This window comes from Paenochrobactrum gallinarii (assembly GCF_014205685.1).
GTDB classification, from domain to species: Bacteria; Pseudomonadota; Alphaproteobacteria; order Rhizobiales; family Rhizobiaceae; genus Paenochrobactrum; species Paenochrobactrum gallinarii.
Map to the genome: position 1 here is coordinate 258,279 of NZ_JACIIU010000004.1, position 16,029 is coordinate 274,307.

12 protein-coding genes and 1 tRNA gene are annotated in these 16,029 nt (G+C 51.0%); 4 read left to right on the forward strand and 9 right to left on the reverse strand.

Features of this window, described 5'->3' with window-relative positions:
* Nucleotides 1-24: 24 nt before the first annotated feature.
* From FHS77_RS07125 to FHS77_RS07135, 3 genes are all read right to left on the reverse strand, one after another.
* Complete coding sequence (locus tag FHS77_RS07125) at nt 25-810, reverse strand: GNAT family N-acetyltransferase (protein WP_184221754.1); 786 nt, start codon at nt 808-810, stop codon at nt 25-27.
* 31 nt (nt 811-841) lie between these two features.
* Nucleotides 842-2,083 carry a bifunctional glutamate N-acetyltransferase/amino-acid acetyltransferase ArgJ gene (argJ, locus tag FHS77_RS07130; protein WP_184221756.1) on the reverse strand — a complete coding sequence of 414 codons (1,242 nt, stop codon included), beginning with the start codon at nt 2,081-2,083 and terminating at the stop codon, nt 842-844.
* A gap of 214 nt (nt 2,084-2,297) precedes the next feature.
* Nucleotides 2,298-3,221 carry a peptidylprolyl isomerase gene (locus FHS77_RS07135; RefSeq protein WP_184221758.1) on the reverse strand — a complete coding sequence of 308 codons (924 nt, stop codon included), beginning with the start codon at nt 3,219-3,221 and terminating at the stop codon, nt 2,298-2,300.
* A 301-nt stretch (nt 3,222-3,522) separates the two neighbouring features.
* On the opposite strand from FHS77_RS07135, the gene secA reads away from it, so the two are divergent.
* From secA to FHS77_RS07155, 4 genes are all read left to right on the forward strand, one after another.
* Complete coding sequence (gene secA, locus FHS77_RS07140; RefSeq protein ID WP_184221760.1) at nt 3,523-6,249, forward strand: preprotein translocase subunit SecA; 2,727 nt, start codon at nt 3,523-3,525, stop codon at nt 6,247-6,249.
* Between the two features lie 211 nt (nt 6,250-6,460).
* On the forward strand, nt 6,461-7,744 hold the full coding sequence (locus tag FHS77_RS07145; protein ID WP_184221762.1) for a GNAT family N-acetyltransferase: 1,284 nt from the start codon (nt 6,461-6,463) through the stop codon (nt 7,742-7,744).
* Between the two features lie 93 nt (nt 7,745-7,837).
* Nucleotides 7,838-9,451: a phosphoethanolamine transferase gene (locus FHS77_RS07150; RefSeq protein ID WP_184221764.1), complete on the forward strand. Its 1,614-nt coding sequence runs from the start codon at nt 7,838-7,840 to the stop codon at nt 9,449-9,451.
* A 264-nt stretch (nt 9,452-9,715) separates the two neighbouring features.
* Nucleotides 9,716-9,800 (forward strand) — tRNA-Leu (locus tag FHS77_RS07155).
* 143 nt (nt 9,801-9,943) lie between these two features.
* Here the strand turns inward: FHS77_RS07155 and FHS77_RS07160 are convergent.
* Genes FHS77_RS07160 through FHS77_RS07185 form a run of 6 tightly spaced genes read right to left on the reverse strand, consistent with a single transcriptional unit; the run spans nt 9,944 to nt 16,011 of the window.
* Nucleotides 9,944-10,768: a creatininase family protein gene (locus FHS77_RS07160; protein WP_184221766.1), complete on the reverse strand. Its 825-nt coding sequence runs from the start codon at nt 10,766-10,768 to the stop codon at nt 9,944-9,946.
* A gap of 17 nt (nt 10,769-10,785) precedes the next feature.
* The gene (locus tag FHS77_RS07165; protein WP_184221768.1) at nt 10,786-12,174 is read right to left on the reverse strand and encodes an amidase; all 1,389 of its coding nucleotides are present in this window, start codon (nt 12,172-12,174) and stop codon (nt 10,786-10,788) included.
* A gap of 30 nt (nt 12,175-12,204) precedes the next feature.
* Nucleotides 12,205-13,179, reverse strand: coding sequence for an ABC transporter ATP-binding protein (locus tag FHS77_RS07170; protein ID WP_184221770.1), 975 nt, complete (start codon nt 13,177-13,179; stop codon nt 12,205-12,207).
* Nucleotides 13,176-14,198 carry an ABC transporter ATP-binding protein gene (locus FHS77_RS07175; protein WP_184221772.1) on the reverse strand — a complete coding sequence of 341 codons (1,023 nt, stop codon included), beginning with the start codon at nt 14,196-14,198 and terminating at the stop codon, nt 13,176-13,178. The genes FHS77_RS07170 and FHS77_RS07175 overlap by 4 nt, the downstream gene beginning before the upstream one ends.
* Complete coding sequence (locus FHS77_RS07180) at nt 14,195-15,061, reverse strand: ABC transporter permease (protein ID WP_184221774.1); 867 nt, start codon at nt 15,059-15,061, stop codon at nt 14,195-14,197. Before FHS77_RS07180 ends, FHS77_RS07175 begins: the two co-directional genes overlap by 4 nt.
* Nucleotides 15,061-16,011, reverse strand: coding sequence for an ABC transporter permease (locus tag FHS77_RS07185; protein WP_184221776.1), 951 nt, complete (start codon nt 16,009-16,011; stop codon nt 15,061-15,063). Before FHS77_RS07185 ends, FHS77_RS07180 begins: the two co-directional genes overlap by 1 nt.
* Nucleotides 16,012-16,029 lie beyond the last annotated feature (18 nt).

Here is a 16,029-nt window from a genome sequence, read left to right on the forward strand (position 1 = left end):
TGCATTCAAAGCGCGCTCAATAGCTTAAGGCATTTCGCGGTAGGAATAGCGATAGCTCTCACTAAAGCCCAGTTTACGATAAAGTGCCAATCCTGCAAGATTGCTTTCTTCGATTTGCAGCCATGCGCGCTTGGCACCTTGTTGCTGCGCCCATGATAAGCCGCAGGCAATAAGTGCTTCAGCCCACCCTTGGCGTTGATGAGCTGGCTTGGTTGCTAAATCAAAAAGACCAGCCCACGCATAATCTTTTACACATAGGCCGGCAGCCACTGACTGGTCGCCTTTTTTGGCAATCATCATCGCTTTGGCAGGGCGGATTTGGCTTAAAATAAGTTCAAGAGCAGGCAGAAGTGCTTTTTGTTCTGCAAGGCTTTTGCCATGTGCTTCCAGCGAGGCTTGGGCATAAGTCGCAATATCATCGCTTATGGTGATATCAGCCGGATCGCTGGCGAAATCCGGTGTAATCGAACGCATCATCGTGATGGTTCGCCCTTTTTCCACCCAGCCCAGCTCATCCAGATATTGGGTGAGCTGTGGTGCAGCAAGCGGAGACAGGCGGAAAACCGGACGTTTTCCGGCCTGCTGGAACATGTCCTGAATCGCAGCCACGCGCTCATCAAGATTATGAAAATCGCCCGGATCAAGCGGGTTAACCGAGTTCAGCCGCTTGGACTGATGATCCGGTGTCAGACGGATGGCCCAGCTCCCGCTATAGCGCACCTGACTTGCAGGCCATGCGCGAAAGCCCAAAGCTTCAAGCTGGCGTACAATTGTCAGATCAGGTGTTTGTGGCATAGCGGAGCTGGTCATTATCTGTTTTCTTTTTCAGGATGTGCTGTTGTTAACTGCGATAGTCGCCATTGATCGCGACATATTCTTTGGTCAGGTCGCATGTCCAAACCGTTGCTTTGCCGCGGCCAAGACCAATATCCACACGGATATAAATATCTTCGCCCTTCATATAATCGGAAGCAGCGGCCTCCGAATAATCCGGATCACGTTCGCCCTGATGTGCCACACGGATATCGCCAAACCAGATTGTAAGCAAATCGCGCTCGGCTGGTTCACCGGCTTTACCAACGGCCATGACGACGCGGCCCCAATTGGCGTCTTCACCGGCGGCTGCGGTTTTCACCAATGGTGAATTGGCAATGGAAAGAGCGATTTTCTTGGCGGAAGCGGCGGATTTTGCACCGGTCACTTCAATTTCAAGCATCTTGCGAGCGCCTTCACCGTCGCGCGCAACCTGAATGGCAAGCGACTTCAACAGGCGGTTCAATGCTTTTTTGAACTGGTTGAGGCGTGTGTCTTTGATATCGGTGATCGCTGGTGCGCCGCGCTCGGCAGCGGTGCCGGTCGAAAACAGCATTAAAGTGTCGGAAGTGGAGGTGTCGCTGTCAACGGTCATCGAGTTGAAGGTCGGATCAACGCCTTTAGAGAGCATGCTCTGTAACACTTGCGACGAGATCGGCGCATCAGTAACGATGAAGGACAGCATGGTGGCCATGTCCGGTGCAATCATGCCGGCGCCTTTGGCGATACCATTGATGGTGACAGGCACTTCGCCGATCAGCACGGTTTCGGTTGCAACCTTCGGATAAGTATCGGTGGTCATGATTGCTTTGGCGGCTTCCGTCCAATAATTATCGACGGCATTTTGTGCCATGTCGCCCAGCAGATGCGAGAACTTGCTGGCATCTAATGGCTCACCGATCACGCCGGTGGAAGCGAGGAAAATTTCGGTGGTCGAGCAGCCGATAGCCTGAGCGGCGGCTTCTGCGGTGGCCTGCGTGCTGGCGCGGCCTTTGGAACCGGTGAAAGCATTGGCGTTGCCGGAATTGACCACAACGGCGCGCGCTTTGCCGTGAACGAGGTTCTGGCGGCAGAAATCAACCGGAGCAGACGGGCATTTCGAGCGGGTGAATACACCTGCAGCTTCTGCCGGCTGATCAAAAATCAGCATCATAACGTCTGTTCGGCCTTTATATTTGATACCCGCTTCAGCGGTGGCAATACGCGCTCCTTTAATCGCGGGCATCGCCGGATAATGTTTTGGAGCAAGCGGAGAAATAGGTGCCGACATGATAGCCTCAAATACTGGTCATGATATGTGATTGTGAATTTTTCTGCTTTTAAAGCAATCAATCTCTGCATCTCTTATGCGGCTTTTCCAAGCCTTTGCATAGAGATACCTTGTGCGGGACGTAAAAAAACGGGCACTTTCAAAATCAATTAAAAGCACCCGTTGTATTTTTGTCTTTTCAGGCCGTTATTTTATGCCCGATGCCAATGCAAGTTTACTGCTTTGCAGCTTCTTCAGCATCCTGTTCGGCTGCTGCTTCCTTCATGGCTTTTTCAACAGCCGGATCATCATAGGTGATCTTCATGCCATTGCGCAGGTCTTTGATCATGGTGACATAACGCTCACGCATAATCATCGAACGGATTTCGTCTTTAACCTGATCAAATGCCGGTGGCTGCTTGGCGCGCTTGTCTTCCAGCTTGATGATGTGGAAACCAAACTGTGATTCGACAGGCTCTTTGGTGTAGCTGCCCGGTTCCAGCGCAAATGCGGCTTTTTCGAATTCAGGCACCATCATGCCTTCGCCGAAATAGCCCAGATCACCACCCTGTGCGGCAGAACCGTCAGTGGAGTTTTCTTTGGCCAGATCTTCAAACTTGGCACCGCCATCCAGTTTCTTGATGATTTCTTCCGCGTCTTTTTTCTCTTTTACGAGAATGTGACGGGCACGAACTTCGTTTTGAGCAGGCAGAGCTGCAATTTCTTTGTCATAACGCGCGCGAGCATCTTCATCGGAGATCTTGTCAACGATTTCAGCTTTGAAAACTTCGTTATGCAGTGCACGGTCTTTCAAGAAACCCATGCGACGCTTGAATTCTTCTGTCTGGTCGAGCTTGTTTTTTTCGCCTTCAGCAGCCAGCGCTTTGATGTCGATGAGCGCAGCCAAGGCTGCCAAACGGCGCTGTTCAACCGGCAGGCGGCCAAATTGCGGATCCAGATCGGTTGCAGCCTGATCGACTTCGCCTTGCGTGATGGCGATACCATTGACAGTTGCCAGAACTTTGCCCGGTTCATCTTTTTCGGATTCGGCCGCAGCAGGAGCCGGAGCGGCTGTTTCCTGTGCGATAGCTGTGCCCATTACGCCACCTAAAAATGCTGTTGCAGCGAGAAGGGCAAGGCTTTTACGGTAAAGTGTCATTAAAAATTCTCCATTGAAACCGTCTACCGACCTGATAAATACGGCATAATTTGGCCTTAAAAAGCATCTGTTATCATAGATGATAACGCGCTACTACGTTGACATCACGCAATCCCACTCTTATCTCTCCAACGGCTTTGCGTCCAGTAAGCTTGCTTTTGTTTGCATGAAGGTTCGAAAATTGCGCCGTTTGGTTGCGCGCGAATGTTGTGCATTGTGATGCAAGTGCTTAGATTGACGTAGATAAAAGCATTTTAATGCCGGTAGTTTAGCTGGCTGAACGGACAGGAAAGGACCAGGAATGGTCAGCTTTGGCGGTCTCGCCCGTAAGATTTTCGGCTCATCTAATGACCGCCGTGTCAAAAGCATGCGTCAGCGCGTTCAACAGATTACAGCGCTTGAAAAGAATTATGAGGCACTCACAAACGAACAGTTGCAGGCAAAAACCGCGGAATTCCGCGCCGCTTTGGCCAATGGTAAAACTGTTGATGATTTACTTCCAGATGCGTTTGCCACGGCCAGAGAAGCCGCAAAACGTGTGCTTGGTATGCGTCCCTTCGATGTGCAGCTGATTGGCGGTATCGTGCTGCATGAGCGCGGTATTGCTGAAATGCGTACCGGTGAAGGTAAAACTTTGATGGCAACCTTGCCGGTTTACCTCAACGCGCTTGAAGGCAAAGGCGTTCACGTCGTAACGGTTAACGACTACCTTGCCGGTCGTGATGCCCAGACAATGGCGAAGCTTTACAACTTTCTTGGCCTCACCGTTGGTGTGATCGGTCATGGTATGGATGATGATCAGCGCCGGGCTTCTTATGGTTGCGATATCACCTATGCGACCAATAACGAACTTGGTTTTGATTATCTGCGCGACAACATGAAATATGAGCGCGCCCAGATGGTGCAGCGCCCGCATCATTACGCGATTGTCGACGAAGTTGATTCGATTCTCATCGATGAAGCCCGTACGCCTTTGATTATTTCCGGCCCGCTGGAAGATCGCACTGATTTTTATAACCTCATCAATAATTTTATTCCGCAATTGTCTGCGGAAGATTTTGAAGTGGATGAAAAAGCCAAAACGGCGATCTTTACCGAGGTCGGTACTGAACGCATGGAGCAGCTTTTAGCTGAAGCCGGACACCTGAAGGGTGAAGGTCTTTACGATATTGAGAATGTCGCCATCGTGCACCACCTCAATAATGCGTTGCGTGCGCATACCTTGTTCCAGCGCGATAAAGATTACATCGTTAACAATGACGAGATTGTCATCATTGACGAATTTACCGGCCGTATGATGCCGGGTCGTCGTTATTCCGAAGGTCTGCATCAGGCTCTGGAAGCCAAGGAAGCTGTTAAAATCCAGCCGGAAAACCAGACGCTGGCTTCGATCACCTTCCAGAATTATTTCCGCATGTATACCAAACTTGCCGGTATGACCGGTACGGCTGCAACGGAAGCGGAAGAATTCGGTAATATTTATGGTTTGGAAGTTGTAGAAATTCCTACCAACCTGCCGGTTGCCCGTATTGACGACCATGACGAAGTTTATCGTACGGTTGAAGAAAAATACAAAGCGATTGTGCGCGATATTCTTGAAGCACATGCGAAATCGCAGCCTGTACTGGTTGGTACGACTTCGATTGAAAAATCGGAAATGCTGGCAGAGCGTCTGCGCAAAGACGGTGTCAAAGATTTTCAGGTGCTGAACGCCCGCTATCATGAACAGGAAGCGTTCATTATTGCGCAGGCCGGTGTGCCCGGTGCCATTACTATTGCAACCAATATGGCCGGTCGCGGTACTGATATTCAGCTCGGCGGCAATCTGGAAATGCGGGTGCAGCGAGAACTGGCTGATATGCCGGAAGGCGCTGAGCGCGAGCAAAAAATTGAAGCGATTAAAGCTGATATTGCTGTGTTGAAAGAAAAGGCATTGGCTGCCGGTGGTCTTTACGTTCTGGCAACAGAGCGCCATGAAAGCCGCCGTATCGACAACCAGTTGCGTGGTCGTTCCGGTCGTCAGGGTGATCCGGGGCGCTCGAAATTCTTCCTGTCATTGCAGGATGATCTGATGCGTATTTTCGGATCTGATCGTATGGACGGTATGCTCCAGAAGCTGGGTCTGAAGGAGGACGAAGCAATCGTCCATCCATGGATCAACAAAGCACTGGAAAAAGCCCAGAAGAAGGTGGAAGCGCGTAACTTTGAAATGCGCAAAAACCTGCTCAAATATGATGATGTGATGAATGATCAGCGTAAGGTGATCTTTGAACAGCGTCTTGAAATGATGGATAGCGAACATCTGACTGATGCCGTTACCGAAATGCGCCATGAAGTGATTGAAGACATGGTGGCGTTGCGTATCCCTGAAAACGCTTATGCAGAAAAATGGGATATTGCCGGTCTTAAAGAAGATGTCGCAAAAACCTTGAACCTTGATCTGCCTGTTGAAGAATGGGCAAAGGAAGAAGGTATTGCTGAGGAAGAATTCCTCAATCGCATCATGGAAGCTGCTGACAAAGCCGCAGCCGACCGTGCCGAGCGTTTCGGCGAACAGATTATGACCTATGTGGAAAAATCTGTGATCCTGCAGTCGCTTGATAATCTGTGGCGCGAACATCTGGTTAATCTGGATCATTTGCGCTCAGTCGTTGGTTTCCGTGGTTATGCGCAGCGCGATCCGCTGAGCGAGTATAAGACGGAATCTTTTGAACTGTTCCAGGCCATGCTCGGCAATTTGCGTGAAGTTGTTACATCGCAGCTGATGCGTGTGGAACTGGTGCGTGAGGCAGCCGCAGAACCTGCGCCGGAACTGCCGGTCATGAGCGGCAGTCATATTGATAGCTCAACCGGTATGAATGATTTTGATCCGGATGCCTGGGCTGAACATCAGGAAGATGAACGGATTATTGACCCTTCGAGCCGCGATGCATCTGACCCGCGCACATGGGGTCGTGTCAGCCGCAATGAGAGCTGCCCTTGTGGTTCTGGTAAGAAGTACAAGCATTGCCACGGTGCATTTGACTAATATTGATTAAGTTTGGCGCTGGTGCAGCCAGCCTCAAGCCTTTGACTTAAAGCCGCTGCGCCGATTATGATCGGCCAGCGGCTTTTTGTTTGCTTTTTATTAAGCTTCTGTTTTGTCTTTATTTTAAAGGGTTTCCCCTATAGAGGCTTAAAAATACTTACCTTTATGGCGGGGTTTTACTGCTCTATTGCGTAATTCAAAGGGGATTCAAATGGTTGTGCATCCATTGCTTGAGGAGAAAGCGCAAGGGGCAGAGGGTGTGTCGGCTGATGAGCCTAACACCTCTGAACGTCCTGTTGCCCGATCAGAAGCAAGCGAAGGCTATGGCGCACAACGCGATATTCCGCGTAAATTAGATATTTATGCTGCCTCTGCCGGTTATGAATTACGCAACGAACTGGACTTTTTAAGCAAACGCACTATTGAGCCGAATATTTTTTATAATGCCCGTTTTCTGGCACCTGCCATGCCGCGGCTGGAAGACCGCATCATTCGTTTTATGGTGATGCGTGACGAGAATGAAGAGCGCAGCCGCTTGCGCTTTGTCATGCCCTATACGATGGAGCGTTTAGGCTGGGGCAGTGGCCAGACCATGCTGCGCGCATGGACAACCCGTTTTTCCCCGCAGGGCACACCTCTGATCGATCAGGATGACCCGTCAGGCGTTGTCGATGATTTGTTTGACATCTTAAGCCGCAAACATCTGCAATTGCCGCAGGTGATGGTTTTTCCGCATATGCGCACCAATGGAGCCGCAACGAAAACAATCCGTGAAGTTGCCCGTCAGCGCCAGTTGCCCATGCAGGTGCTGGAAAATGCACCGCGCCCGTTTCTGATCAGTGACCTGACGGGTGAAGACTATTTCCAAAAACATCCTACCGGCGGGCAGGCGATGCAGATGCAGGCTTTACTGGAAAACCTGTCGGAACTTGGCGATGTGCAATATACCGTTAGCACCGGTATTGAGGATATCCGGCTTAAATTTGAGCGGTTCATTATTTTGGAAAACCGTACGGAGCGTACCAAGCAAAAGACGAAAATCGTTGGTGATCGTTACCGCGAGGCTTTTGCCCGTGAAGCAGTCAATAATCTGGCTGAGCGCGGTGCCGTACAGCTTCATTCATTGGAATTGAACGATAAAACTATTGCTGCAGCTATTCTTTTTATTGAAAACGGTGATGCATGGTTGTGGAAGAGCGCTTGTTCCGAAAGCTTACGCTCGTTTATGCCGGATAGTCTGTTATTGCAGGAGGTGGTTAAGCATGTTCTGGCCAATCCGGCAATTAAGCGGCTGGATGCCTGCACACTGACCGAGCATCCCTTGCTCAATACCATCTTCAATGTGCAAGAACCGCAAGAGACGCTGATTATCGGCTTGCACAAGGATGCGCATCGCTTAGCGGATAAGGCGACAGCAAAAGTCAGGTTTCGCAATCAAAGCAGTGCCTTAAAACGAATGCTGCGTCAGGTTGCACGCACTATTAAATTGGTATGATCTTGCTATAGTCTCTGCAGCGAATTGACATAAAAAAGCTTAAATTCAGGCAAAGACAAGCTGAAATTTGCTTAAATTCAGAAAGCACCATTGATGCGTTTTCCCCGCCCTGTAATCTCCAGCGGTTTCTTGTGTGTATTAACCGCTCTGTATCTGTTGTTCTTTAACAACAGGACTTTTTGGACACTTATTTTACAGTATTTTGACGGCCAGCTGATGAAGGTGGTTGTGATGGCAGTGGCTTTATTACTGCTGCATATTGCCATTCTGGTGCTATTTTCTGCACAATATGTCATTAAACCGTTTTTGATCTTGATGGTGATGACTGCGGCAGGTGGTTCTTATTTCGGTGAAACATTTGGCACCATCATCACCCGTAATGTGGTTGAAGCGACTTTAACCACCACCGCCGGTGAATCACGCAACCTCATGACCACAGGTTTCATTACCCATATGGTGCTGTACGGGCTTTTACCGTCGTTGCTGATTGTGTGGGTGCGCATTAAGCACCGGCCGATTTTCAAAAAAATATTGGTCAATACGCCGGTTATTTTGGGCTGTGTCGTTGGTTTTGTGGTGCTGGTGGCGTCGGATTTCGGCGCTTATTCGTCAATGTATCGTATGCACCGCAATGATATTATGGCACGCCTTGTACCTTATAAACCGGTTGCCAGCACGGTTGATTATTTCGTCCGGCATTATACTGAGCGCCATATTGTTATGCAGCCGTTGGGGCAGGATGCAGTCCAAGAAACCGTAGCGCTGCCTGAGGGCAAAAAACTGCTGACTGTTGTCGTGGTGGGGGAAACTGCTCGGGCGCAAAATTTCAGTCTTAATGGTTATAATCGCGAAACCAATCCTGAGCTGAAAAAGCGCGAAGTGATCGCCTTTACCAATACGACCAGCTGCGGCACTGAGACCTCTGTATCCGTGCCTTGCATGTTTTCGCCTTTTCCGCGCAAAGATTATTCCAGCGCCAAATTTAAAGGCTCTGAAAACCTGCTTGATGTTTTGCAATATGCGGGCGTGAAGGTGGAATGGTGGGAAAATAATACCGGCGATAAAGGTGTTGCTGACCGCTCGAAACTGATTGATCTGCAAAATTCGTATGATCCGAAATATTGCGAGGGCGGTGAATGCCTTGATCAGATTTTGTCGGATTATCTGCGGGATCATCTGAAGGATTTTGATGGCAACACAACGCTCGTTCTGCACATGACCGGCAGCCACGGCCCTGCTTATTATATGCGCTATCCGCCGGAAATGGCGCAGTTCAAACCGGAATGCCGTACGGCGGAATTCTCGGAATGTGAAGATAGCCAGATCGTCAATGCTTATGACAATACAATTCTTTATACGGATAAGATTTTGTCGCAGATCATTGATATTCTCAAAGCCAATGAGGACAAGTTTGTTTCCTCAATGATTTATATGTCCGATCACGGCGAATCATTGGGCGAGCGCGGTCTTTATCTGCATGCGGCTCCTTATTTTATCGCGCCTGATACACAGACGCATATTCCGTTCATCACATGGTTCTCGCCTGATTATCAGGCTGTGACGGGTACGGATTTGTCATGCTTGCGTGCCAGCACCGCTGAGGAAGCATCGCATGATAATCTTTTCCATACAGTGCTGGGCATGATGAATGTGAAAACATCCGTTTATGACCGTTCACTTGATCGTTTCGCGGCCTGCCGGAAATAGGCAAATGACAACAACAGACAGAGCGGTTTATGATTCTTTTGACGAATTTACCGCTCTGTTGCTGCATCATTGATGTGTTTTTCAAAAGCAAACAGGGTGTGAAAGGTTTAAGCGCTCATAAATCTTGAAAAAAATCATTTTAGTGCATGAAGTTTTGTCAGTTGTGATTGACCTTAAGAGACGAAGCCGTTATATCCCAAACCGCTACCGAACATTAGTTCCCCGTTCTGGTTACAGGACGTACCCTCGGTAGTTTATAAATGTGCGGGTGTGGTGGAACTGGTAGACGCGCTGGATTCAAAATCCAGTTCCGAAAGGAGTGTCGGTTCGATTCCGACCACCCGCACCATTTCTCTTTCAAATCAAATTATCTTAAAATTGATATAGTTATTTTAAACGCGCTGTTTTGTGCCGTGCTTTATCTGTCTGCAAAATTTATCAGCAATTTTGCGATATGAAAAAGGCGGCCTATTGAGCCGCCCTTCAAGATATTTAGTCAGCTTTGCCAGCTGTTGTTTCCAGCCCGCGATTAGCGCGCCAGACAGGATCCGGACGTGACCACAGAGCAGGATTCCTGATGGCATCAGCCAGTGCTTTTGCTTGCACACTCAGGAAGCGTTCGCCTTTTTCAGCACTTGCCAGACGCGGGTCACCCCATGTTCCGGTGATCGGTGCGCGTTCCGAGAAAGAATAAAAGCGTGAGAAACCGTCCGGCGCATGCACAGGCTCCGGTGCCTGCTGCATGGCTTCATCCAGCTTGTCAGCCTTCACGCAATCACCGGCAATCGCCATCATCACGGATGTTTCACCTTCACAGGCATGTTTGGGTGCGGTGTCGGATTCAAAAATGGCCGCGGTTTCTTGCGGTGCCAGAAACCAAGGAGTGGTGGCAACAATCGGCAGATCATAAGTCACTGCCAATTCACGCACCGCCACGGCCAGCGGATCGACATTGCCGCCATGACCGTTCACGATAAGGAGCCTCGCAAAGCCCAAAGCTTTCAGCGATTTGACGATACCGCGCAGCATGGCTTCATAAGCCTGATAATCAACGGTGATGGTGCCACCAAAAGGCAGGTGATGTTCGCTCATACCAAGCCAGAGGCCGGGCAATACTGCAACAGGCACATCTTCTGCCACCAGTTTGGCGGCACGGATAGAGGCGGCACTGGCACTTGCTGTATCGGTAATCACCGGTAGGTGGGGGCCGTGCTGTTCCAGTGAGCCCACAGGCAGAATAGCCAGTGCATTGCCGCGCTCGGCGATGCTGCGCAGATCAGGGGCAGTCATACGCGCCCATTCAACTTCAATCGACATGTTTATGTTCCCCATGTTTAGGCGATTGTTGGCCAAGGTTTTTGTGACGGGCGCATATCTTCATAGGCTTTTGCCATGCGAAGTACGCCCAGATCATCAAAGCGCTGTCCGAAAATTTGCAAGCCGATTGGCAGGCCATCAGTGGTGTAGCCACAATTGACCGAAATGGCTGGCTGCTCCGACATGTTCATCGCTACAGTGAAAGCAATATGCTCGAACGGCTTTTGCGGATCATTAACAGGGGACGCCCAATGTGCCGGATAGGTTGGCATCGGCGCGGTTGGCGAGATGATGAAATCAAAGTGCTCCGATGCTTTCAGGCAGGCGTGACGCATCGCATCCATCTGCGCAAAGCCGGTATAGACATCCATACCGTCCAGATCTTTGGCGGTTTCTGTCCATGCAAAAATATATGGCAGGATTTTTTCCTGATTTTCGCGGCTCATTTTGGAAACATCATTCCAGGAACGTGCGCGCCAGAAACGATCAAGACCATCAATCATGGTGCGATTGAGAAACGGCTCAATCGGTTCGACAATGGCACCGGCATCGGCAAAAAGTTTGGCTGCTGCTTCAACAGCAGCTTTAACCTGCGGCTGTACCGGCTCACCAAAACCTGCATCCAGCCAAAGACCGATTTTTTTGCCCTTGAGATCCATGTCCAGATCCATCCAAGGCAGATCCTGATAAGGCAGGCTCATGCCGTCACGGCGGTCTGGTAAAGATAGCACAGACATATAAAGCGCATTATCAGCAACGGTGCGGGTCATTGGCCCTGCAACACGGCCTAAAAAGGCCGGATCAATAGGGATGCGGCCGAAAGACGGCTTCAAACCGACAATACCGCACCAGCCGGCAGGCAGGCGAATGGAGCCGCCAATATCTGTGCCAATATGCAATGGACCATAACCGGCAGCAGCAGCAGAACCGGCACCGGCACTGGAGCCGCCCGGATTGGTATCAAGGTTCCAAGGGTTACGGGCGAGCTCATGGAAGCTGGAAAGGCCGGAAGACAACATGCCTAAATCCGGCATGGTTGTTTTACCCAAAATAACACCACCGGCTTCGCGGGTGCGGGCAGCAGCAGGTGCATCTTTGGCGGCTGGTGTCATATCAGAGGCTGCACAACCAAGCGGCACGGCGGTGCCTTTGGTGGCGATATTTTCTTTGATCGTCAGCGGTACACCGTCAATGGCACCGGCAGGCGCACCTTGCATCCAGCGGGCTTCAGACTGTTTGGCAGCTTCACGCGCAGCGGATGGATCAAACGCCCACATCGCATGCAAAGACGGCTCATAAGCCTCAATACGGGTGATAACCGCTTCTGTAACATCGACAGGAGAAAGGTCTTTGGATTTATAGGCCGTAACAAGTTCAACAGCGGACAGATCAGCAAGATTTGTCATGGTTTCTCCTCAAAAACATGGATGTAAATGTCAGGCAAAATGGCAGCGGGCATACCAGCCTTGCTGGATTGTTTTTTGTGTCGGGGCTTGTTGCAGGCAGATCGCCTGAGCCATCGGGCAGGCTGGCGCATAAGCGCATCCCTGACCGGTAGATTCGGTGTGAACGGCAACCACATGCTCACCTGCTGGCTTCGATCTTTTGCGCCGTCCTGAAAACGGCTTCGGCACGGCATTAACAAGCGCCTGCGTATAAGGATGGCGCGGATTGTCAAAGACCGTATTGGTCGGGCCTTCTTCGACAATACGCCCCAGATGCATCACGGCAACGCGGTCAGTAATCACCCGCACAACGCCCAAATCATGGCTGATGAAGAGATAAGACAGGCCGAATTTATCCTGCAAATCCATCATCAGATTGAGCACTTGCGCCTGAATGGAAACGTCGAGCGCGGAAACCGGCTCATCGGCCACGATCAGGGCAGGGCGGGTAATAAGCGCACGCGCAATCGCGATACGCTGGCGCTGGCCACCGGAAAATTCATGCGGATATTTGTCCGCTGATGCAGGAGGCAGACCAACGGCCTCCAGAACCTCTTGCACACGGGCTTTGCGTTCAGTGGCTGAGATATTGCCTTCCAGCGAATTGATCGGCTCTGAAATAATGCGCTGTACAGTGTGGCGCGGATCAAGCGAACCATAAGGGTCTTGGAAAATCGCTTGAAACTGCTTGCGTGCTTGGCGCATGGCAGTGCGATCAAGCGCATAAATATCCTGATCCTGAATGATCACCTGACCTGATTGTGGTGGTTCCAACCCCATCACAGCACGGGCAAGGGTGGATTTGCCGGAGCCGCTTTCACCGACAATGCCTAAGCTTTCACGCGGGTTCAGCTCAATGCTGACGCCGTGCAAAACGCGTAAATGTTTAGGTGCAGAAAAGATCGAATGGCGCGGCATCGGATATTCGCGTACGACATCTTTGACCTGAAGCAGTGGTTTACTCATGCCACGACCTCATCTTCACGTGGGAAAAAACATGCAACTTTATGGGCAACAGAAGCCGTTGCTTCATCGGAGCCGTTGAATGCTAATAATGGTGGCACGCTTTCGCGGCATTTCGCTTCAACAAATGAGCAGCGATCGGCAAAAGTGCAGTTTTGTTTGCGATGTAACGGATCAGGCACCACACCCGGAATAGCGGCCAGACGCTGACGGCTGCGGCTGCCATCTTTGGTGGTTAAAGCCGCACCATGCGGTGAGGCTGCAAAAAGACCACGCGCATAAGGATGCGCCATGCGCTTGAACACTTCTTGCGTGTCACCGGTTTCAACAATCCGTCCGGCATACATCACGGCGAGCTTGTCGGTCATTTCAGACACCACACCCAGGTCATGGGTAATCAGCATCAAAGCAGTGCCGGTTTCATCAACCAGATCATCAAGCAGATCGAGAATTTGTGCCTGAACGGTCACATCCAGTGCAGTTGTCGGCTCGTCGGCAATCAACAAATCCGGTTCACAGGCAATCGCCATCGCAATCATTACGCGTTGGCGCTGACCACCGGAAAGCTGATGCGGATAAAGATCAAGGCTGAAACGCGGGCCCGGCAGACCAACACGGTCAAGCAACCGGCGGGCTTTGGCTTCTGCGTCTGCGCGGTTTTCGCCCAAATGGAGGCGGCGGCCTTCAGTGATTTGCGAACCAATGGTTTTGACCGGATTAAGCGCAGTCATCGGCTCTTGGAAAATCATGGCAGCACGGCGACCACGCATCGTGCAGCGCTCATTTTCCGACATAGTGGTGAGGTCTTGCCCGTCAAAGCGCAAGGTGCCGTTGACCTGCATCCGGTCGGGCAGCAAGCCCATCACTGCCAAAGCGGTGATGGATTTGCCGGAGCCACTTTCGCCAACGATGCCTAAACGGTCGCCGCGATTGAGCGTCATGGTAATGTCGGTGAGAATATTGACCTGACGTGAACCGATAGGCAGGCTCACATTCATCTGGTTGATTTCGAGCAGGCTCATCTTTGCCTCCTGACGCGCGGATCAAGCGTATCGCGCAAGCCGTCACCAAGCATATTGAGGCCGAGAACCGCAAATGTAATGGCAAGGCCGGGAAAAATCGCAAGCCACGGCGCATCGTAAATATAAGTCTGGGCATCATTCAGCATTTTGCCCCAGCTCGGCATCGGCGGTTGTGTGCCAAGGCCGACATAAGAAAGTCCGGCTTCCGCGACGATCGCGAGCGCAAACTGAATGGTTGCCTGCACAATCAGCACATGGCCGATATTGGGTAAAACGTGATCAAGCGTAATGGCAATATCGCCGCGTCCTGCGCAGCGTGCTGCCATGACATATTCACGCTTCCATAAGCCCAATGAAGCGCCGCGCGTAACACGCGCAAAAACCGGAATGTTGAAAATACCGATAGCAATCATCGCATTAACTGCACCAGGGCCAAAAATGGCGGTGATGATAACGGCAGTTAACAGAGACGGAAACGCAAAGGCCAGATCGGTTGAACGCATAACGAAACCATCGATCATGCCGCCGCGTGCGGCTGCATAAGAGCCGAGCGGAATACCGATACCGGCACCTACCGCAACGGCAATGATGGAAACAGCAATGGAATTACGCGCTCCCACCATAATCATCGAAAAGACATCGCGGCCAAAGGCATCGGTGCCGAACCAATGGACACTGCTTGGCCCTTGCAACTTGTCTTTAATGTTGAGGCCGGTTGGTGAAAACGGCGTCCAGACATAAGAAATCAGTGCCATTGCAATCAGCAGGCCGGTGACGATACAGCCGATCATCAGGCTGCGGCTTAAGCTAATGCCGGAAAGTACTTTGCTGATTTTGGATTGGTTTACGGTCACGTCGCTCATCAGTGACCTCCTGTCGAAAGACGTGGATCAAGGAAGCCGTAAGCCAGATCAACCAGAAAGTTGACGGTAATCACACTGGCCGCCAAAAGCGTGACCAGAGATTGTACGGTGATGAGATCGCGCTGCGCGATGGATTGGAAAATCAACCGGCCAACGCCCGGCAGATTGAAAACATTCTCGATAATGATGGTACCTGCCAGAAGAAATGAAAACTGCAAGCCGATGATGGTGACAACAGGGATCAGCGCATTGGGAACGGCGTGTTTCCAAAGAGCGTGACTGCGTGTCAGTCCTTTGGCGCGTGCCGTACGAATGAAATCTTCGCCCAAGGTTTCAATGACCGCCGATCGGGTGACGCGCGCCAGAATGGCAGCAAGCGGCAATGCCAGTGCAACAGCAGGCAAAATCAGCGAGCGTAAACCCTTCCATAAACCATCTTCCCAGCCACCAAAGCCGGAAGCCGGAAACCAGCCAAGCTGCAAAGCAAAGAGCAAAATCAGCAACAGGCCGAGCCAGAAGTTAGGAATAGCCACGCCCACTTGTGCAACGCCCATACCGGCGACATCAAAAGCCTTGCCGCGCTTAGAGGCAGCGATAACACCGAGCGGAATAGCTAGAATCACGGAAATGCTCATGGCCAGAACGGCGAGCGGCAATGTGACCAGAATACGCGGGCCCAATAATTCGCTGATCGGCACGGAATAAGTGTAGCTGACGCCAAAATCGCCGACAACAAAACCGGAAATCCATGTGAGATAACGCGACCATAAAGGCGCATCGAGGCCAAGTTGCTTTTGCAGCGCGGCCAGTGTTTCAGGCTGCGCATTAATGCCAAGCATAACGGCTGCCGGATCGCCCGGCAAAACCTGCATCAGCAAAAAAACGATCACTGAGGCAGCAAGGGTCGTGAGTATTAATGAGACAAAACGTCCAGAAATATAACTCAGCAAATTTTGTCTCCCGTTTCT

What these genes read in the sequence shown, in the direction of transcription:
- FHS77_RS07125 (WP_184221754.1), bottom strand. Translation starts at nt 810, where the DNA reads ATGACCAGCTCCGCTATGCCACAAACACCTGATCTGACAATTGTACGC.
- argJ (WP_184221756.1), bottom strand. Translation starts at nt 2,083, where the DNA reads ATGTCGGCACCTATTTCTCCGCTTGCTCCAAAACATTATCCGGCGATG.
- FHS77_RS07135 (WP_184221758.1), bottom strand. Translation starts at nt 3,221, where the DNA reads ATGACACTTTACCGTAAAAGCCTTGCCCTTCTCGCTGCAACAGCATTT.
- secA (WP_184221760.1), top strand. Translation starts at nt 3,523, where the DNA reads ATGGTCAGCTTTGGCGGTCTCGCCCGTAAGATTTTCGGCTCATCTAAT.
- FHS77_RS07145 (WP_184221762.1), top strand. Translation starts at nt 6,461, where the DNA reads ATGGTTGTGCATCCATTGCTTGAGGAGAAAGCGCAAGGGGCAGAGGGT.
- FHS77_RS07150 (WP_184221764.1), top strand. Translation starts at nt 7,838, where the DNA reads ATGCGTTTTCCCCGCCCTGTAATCTCCAGCGGTTTCTTGTGTGTATTA.
- FHS77_RS07160 (WP_184221766.1), bottom strand. Translation starts at nt 10,768, where the DNA reads ATGTCGATTGAAGTTGAATGGGCGCGTATGACTGCCCCTGATCTGCGC.
- FHS77_RS07165 (WP_184221768.1), bottom strand. Translation starts at nt 12,174, where the DNA reads ATGACAAATCTTGCTGATCTGTCCGCTGTTGAACTTGTTACGGCCTAT.
- FHS77_RS07170 (WP_184221770.1), bottom strand. Translation starts at nt 13,179, where the DNA reads ATGAGTAAACCACTGCTTCAGGTCAAAGATGTCGTACGCGAATATCCG.
- FHS77_RS07175 (WP_184221772.1), bottom strand. Translation starts at nt 14,198, where the DNA reads ATGAGCCTGCTCGAAATCAACCAGATGAATGTGAGCCTGCCTATCGGT.
- FHS77_RS07180 (WP_184221774.1), bottom strand. Translation starts at nt 15,061, where the DNA reads ATGAGCGACGTGACCGTAAACCAATCCAAAATCAGCAAAGTACTTTCC.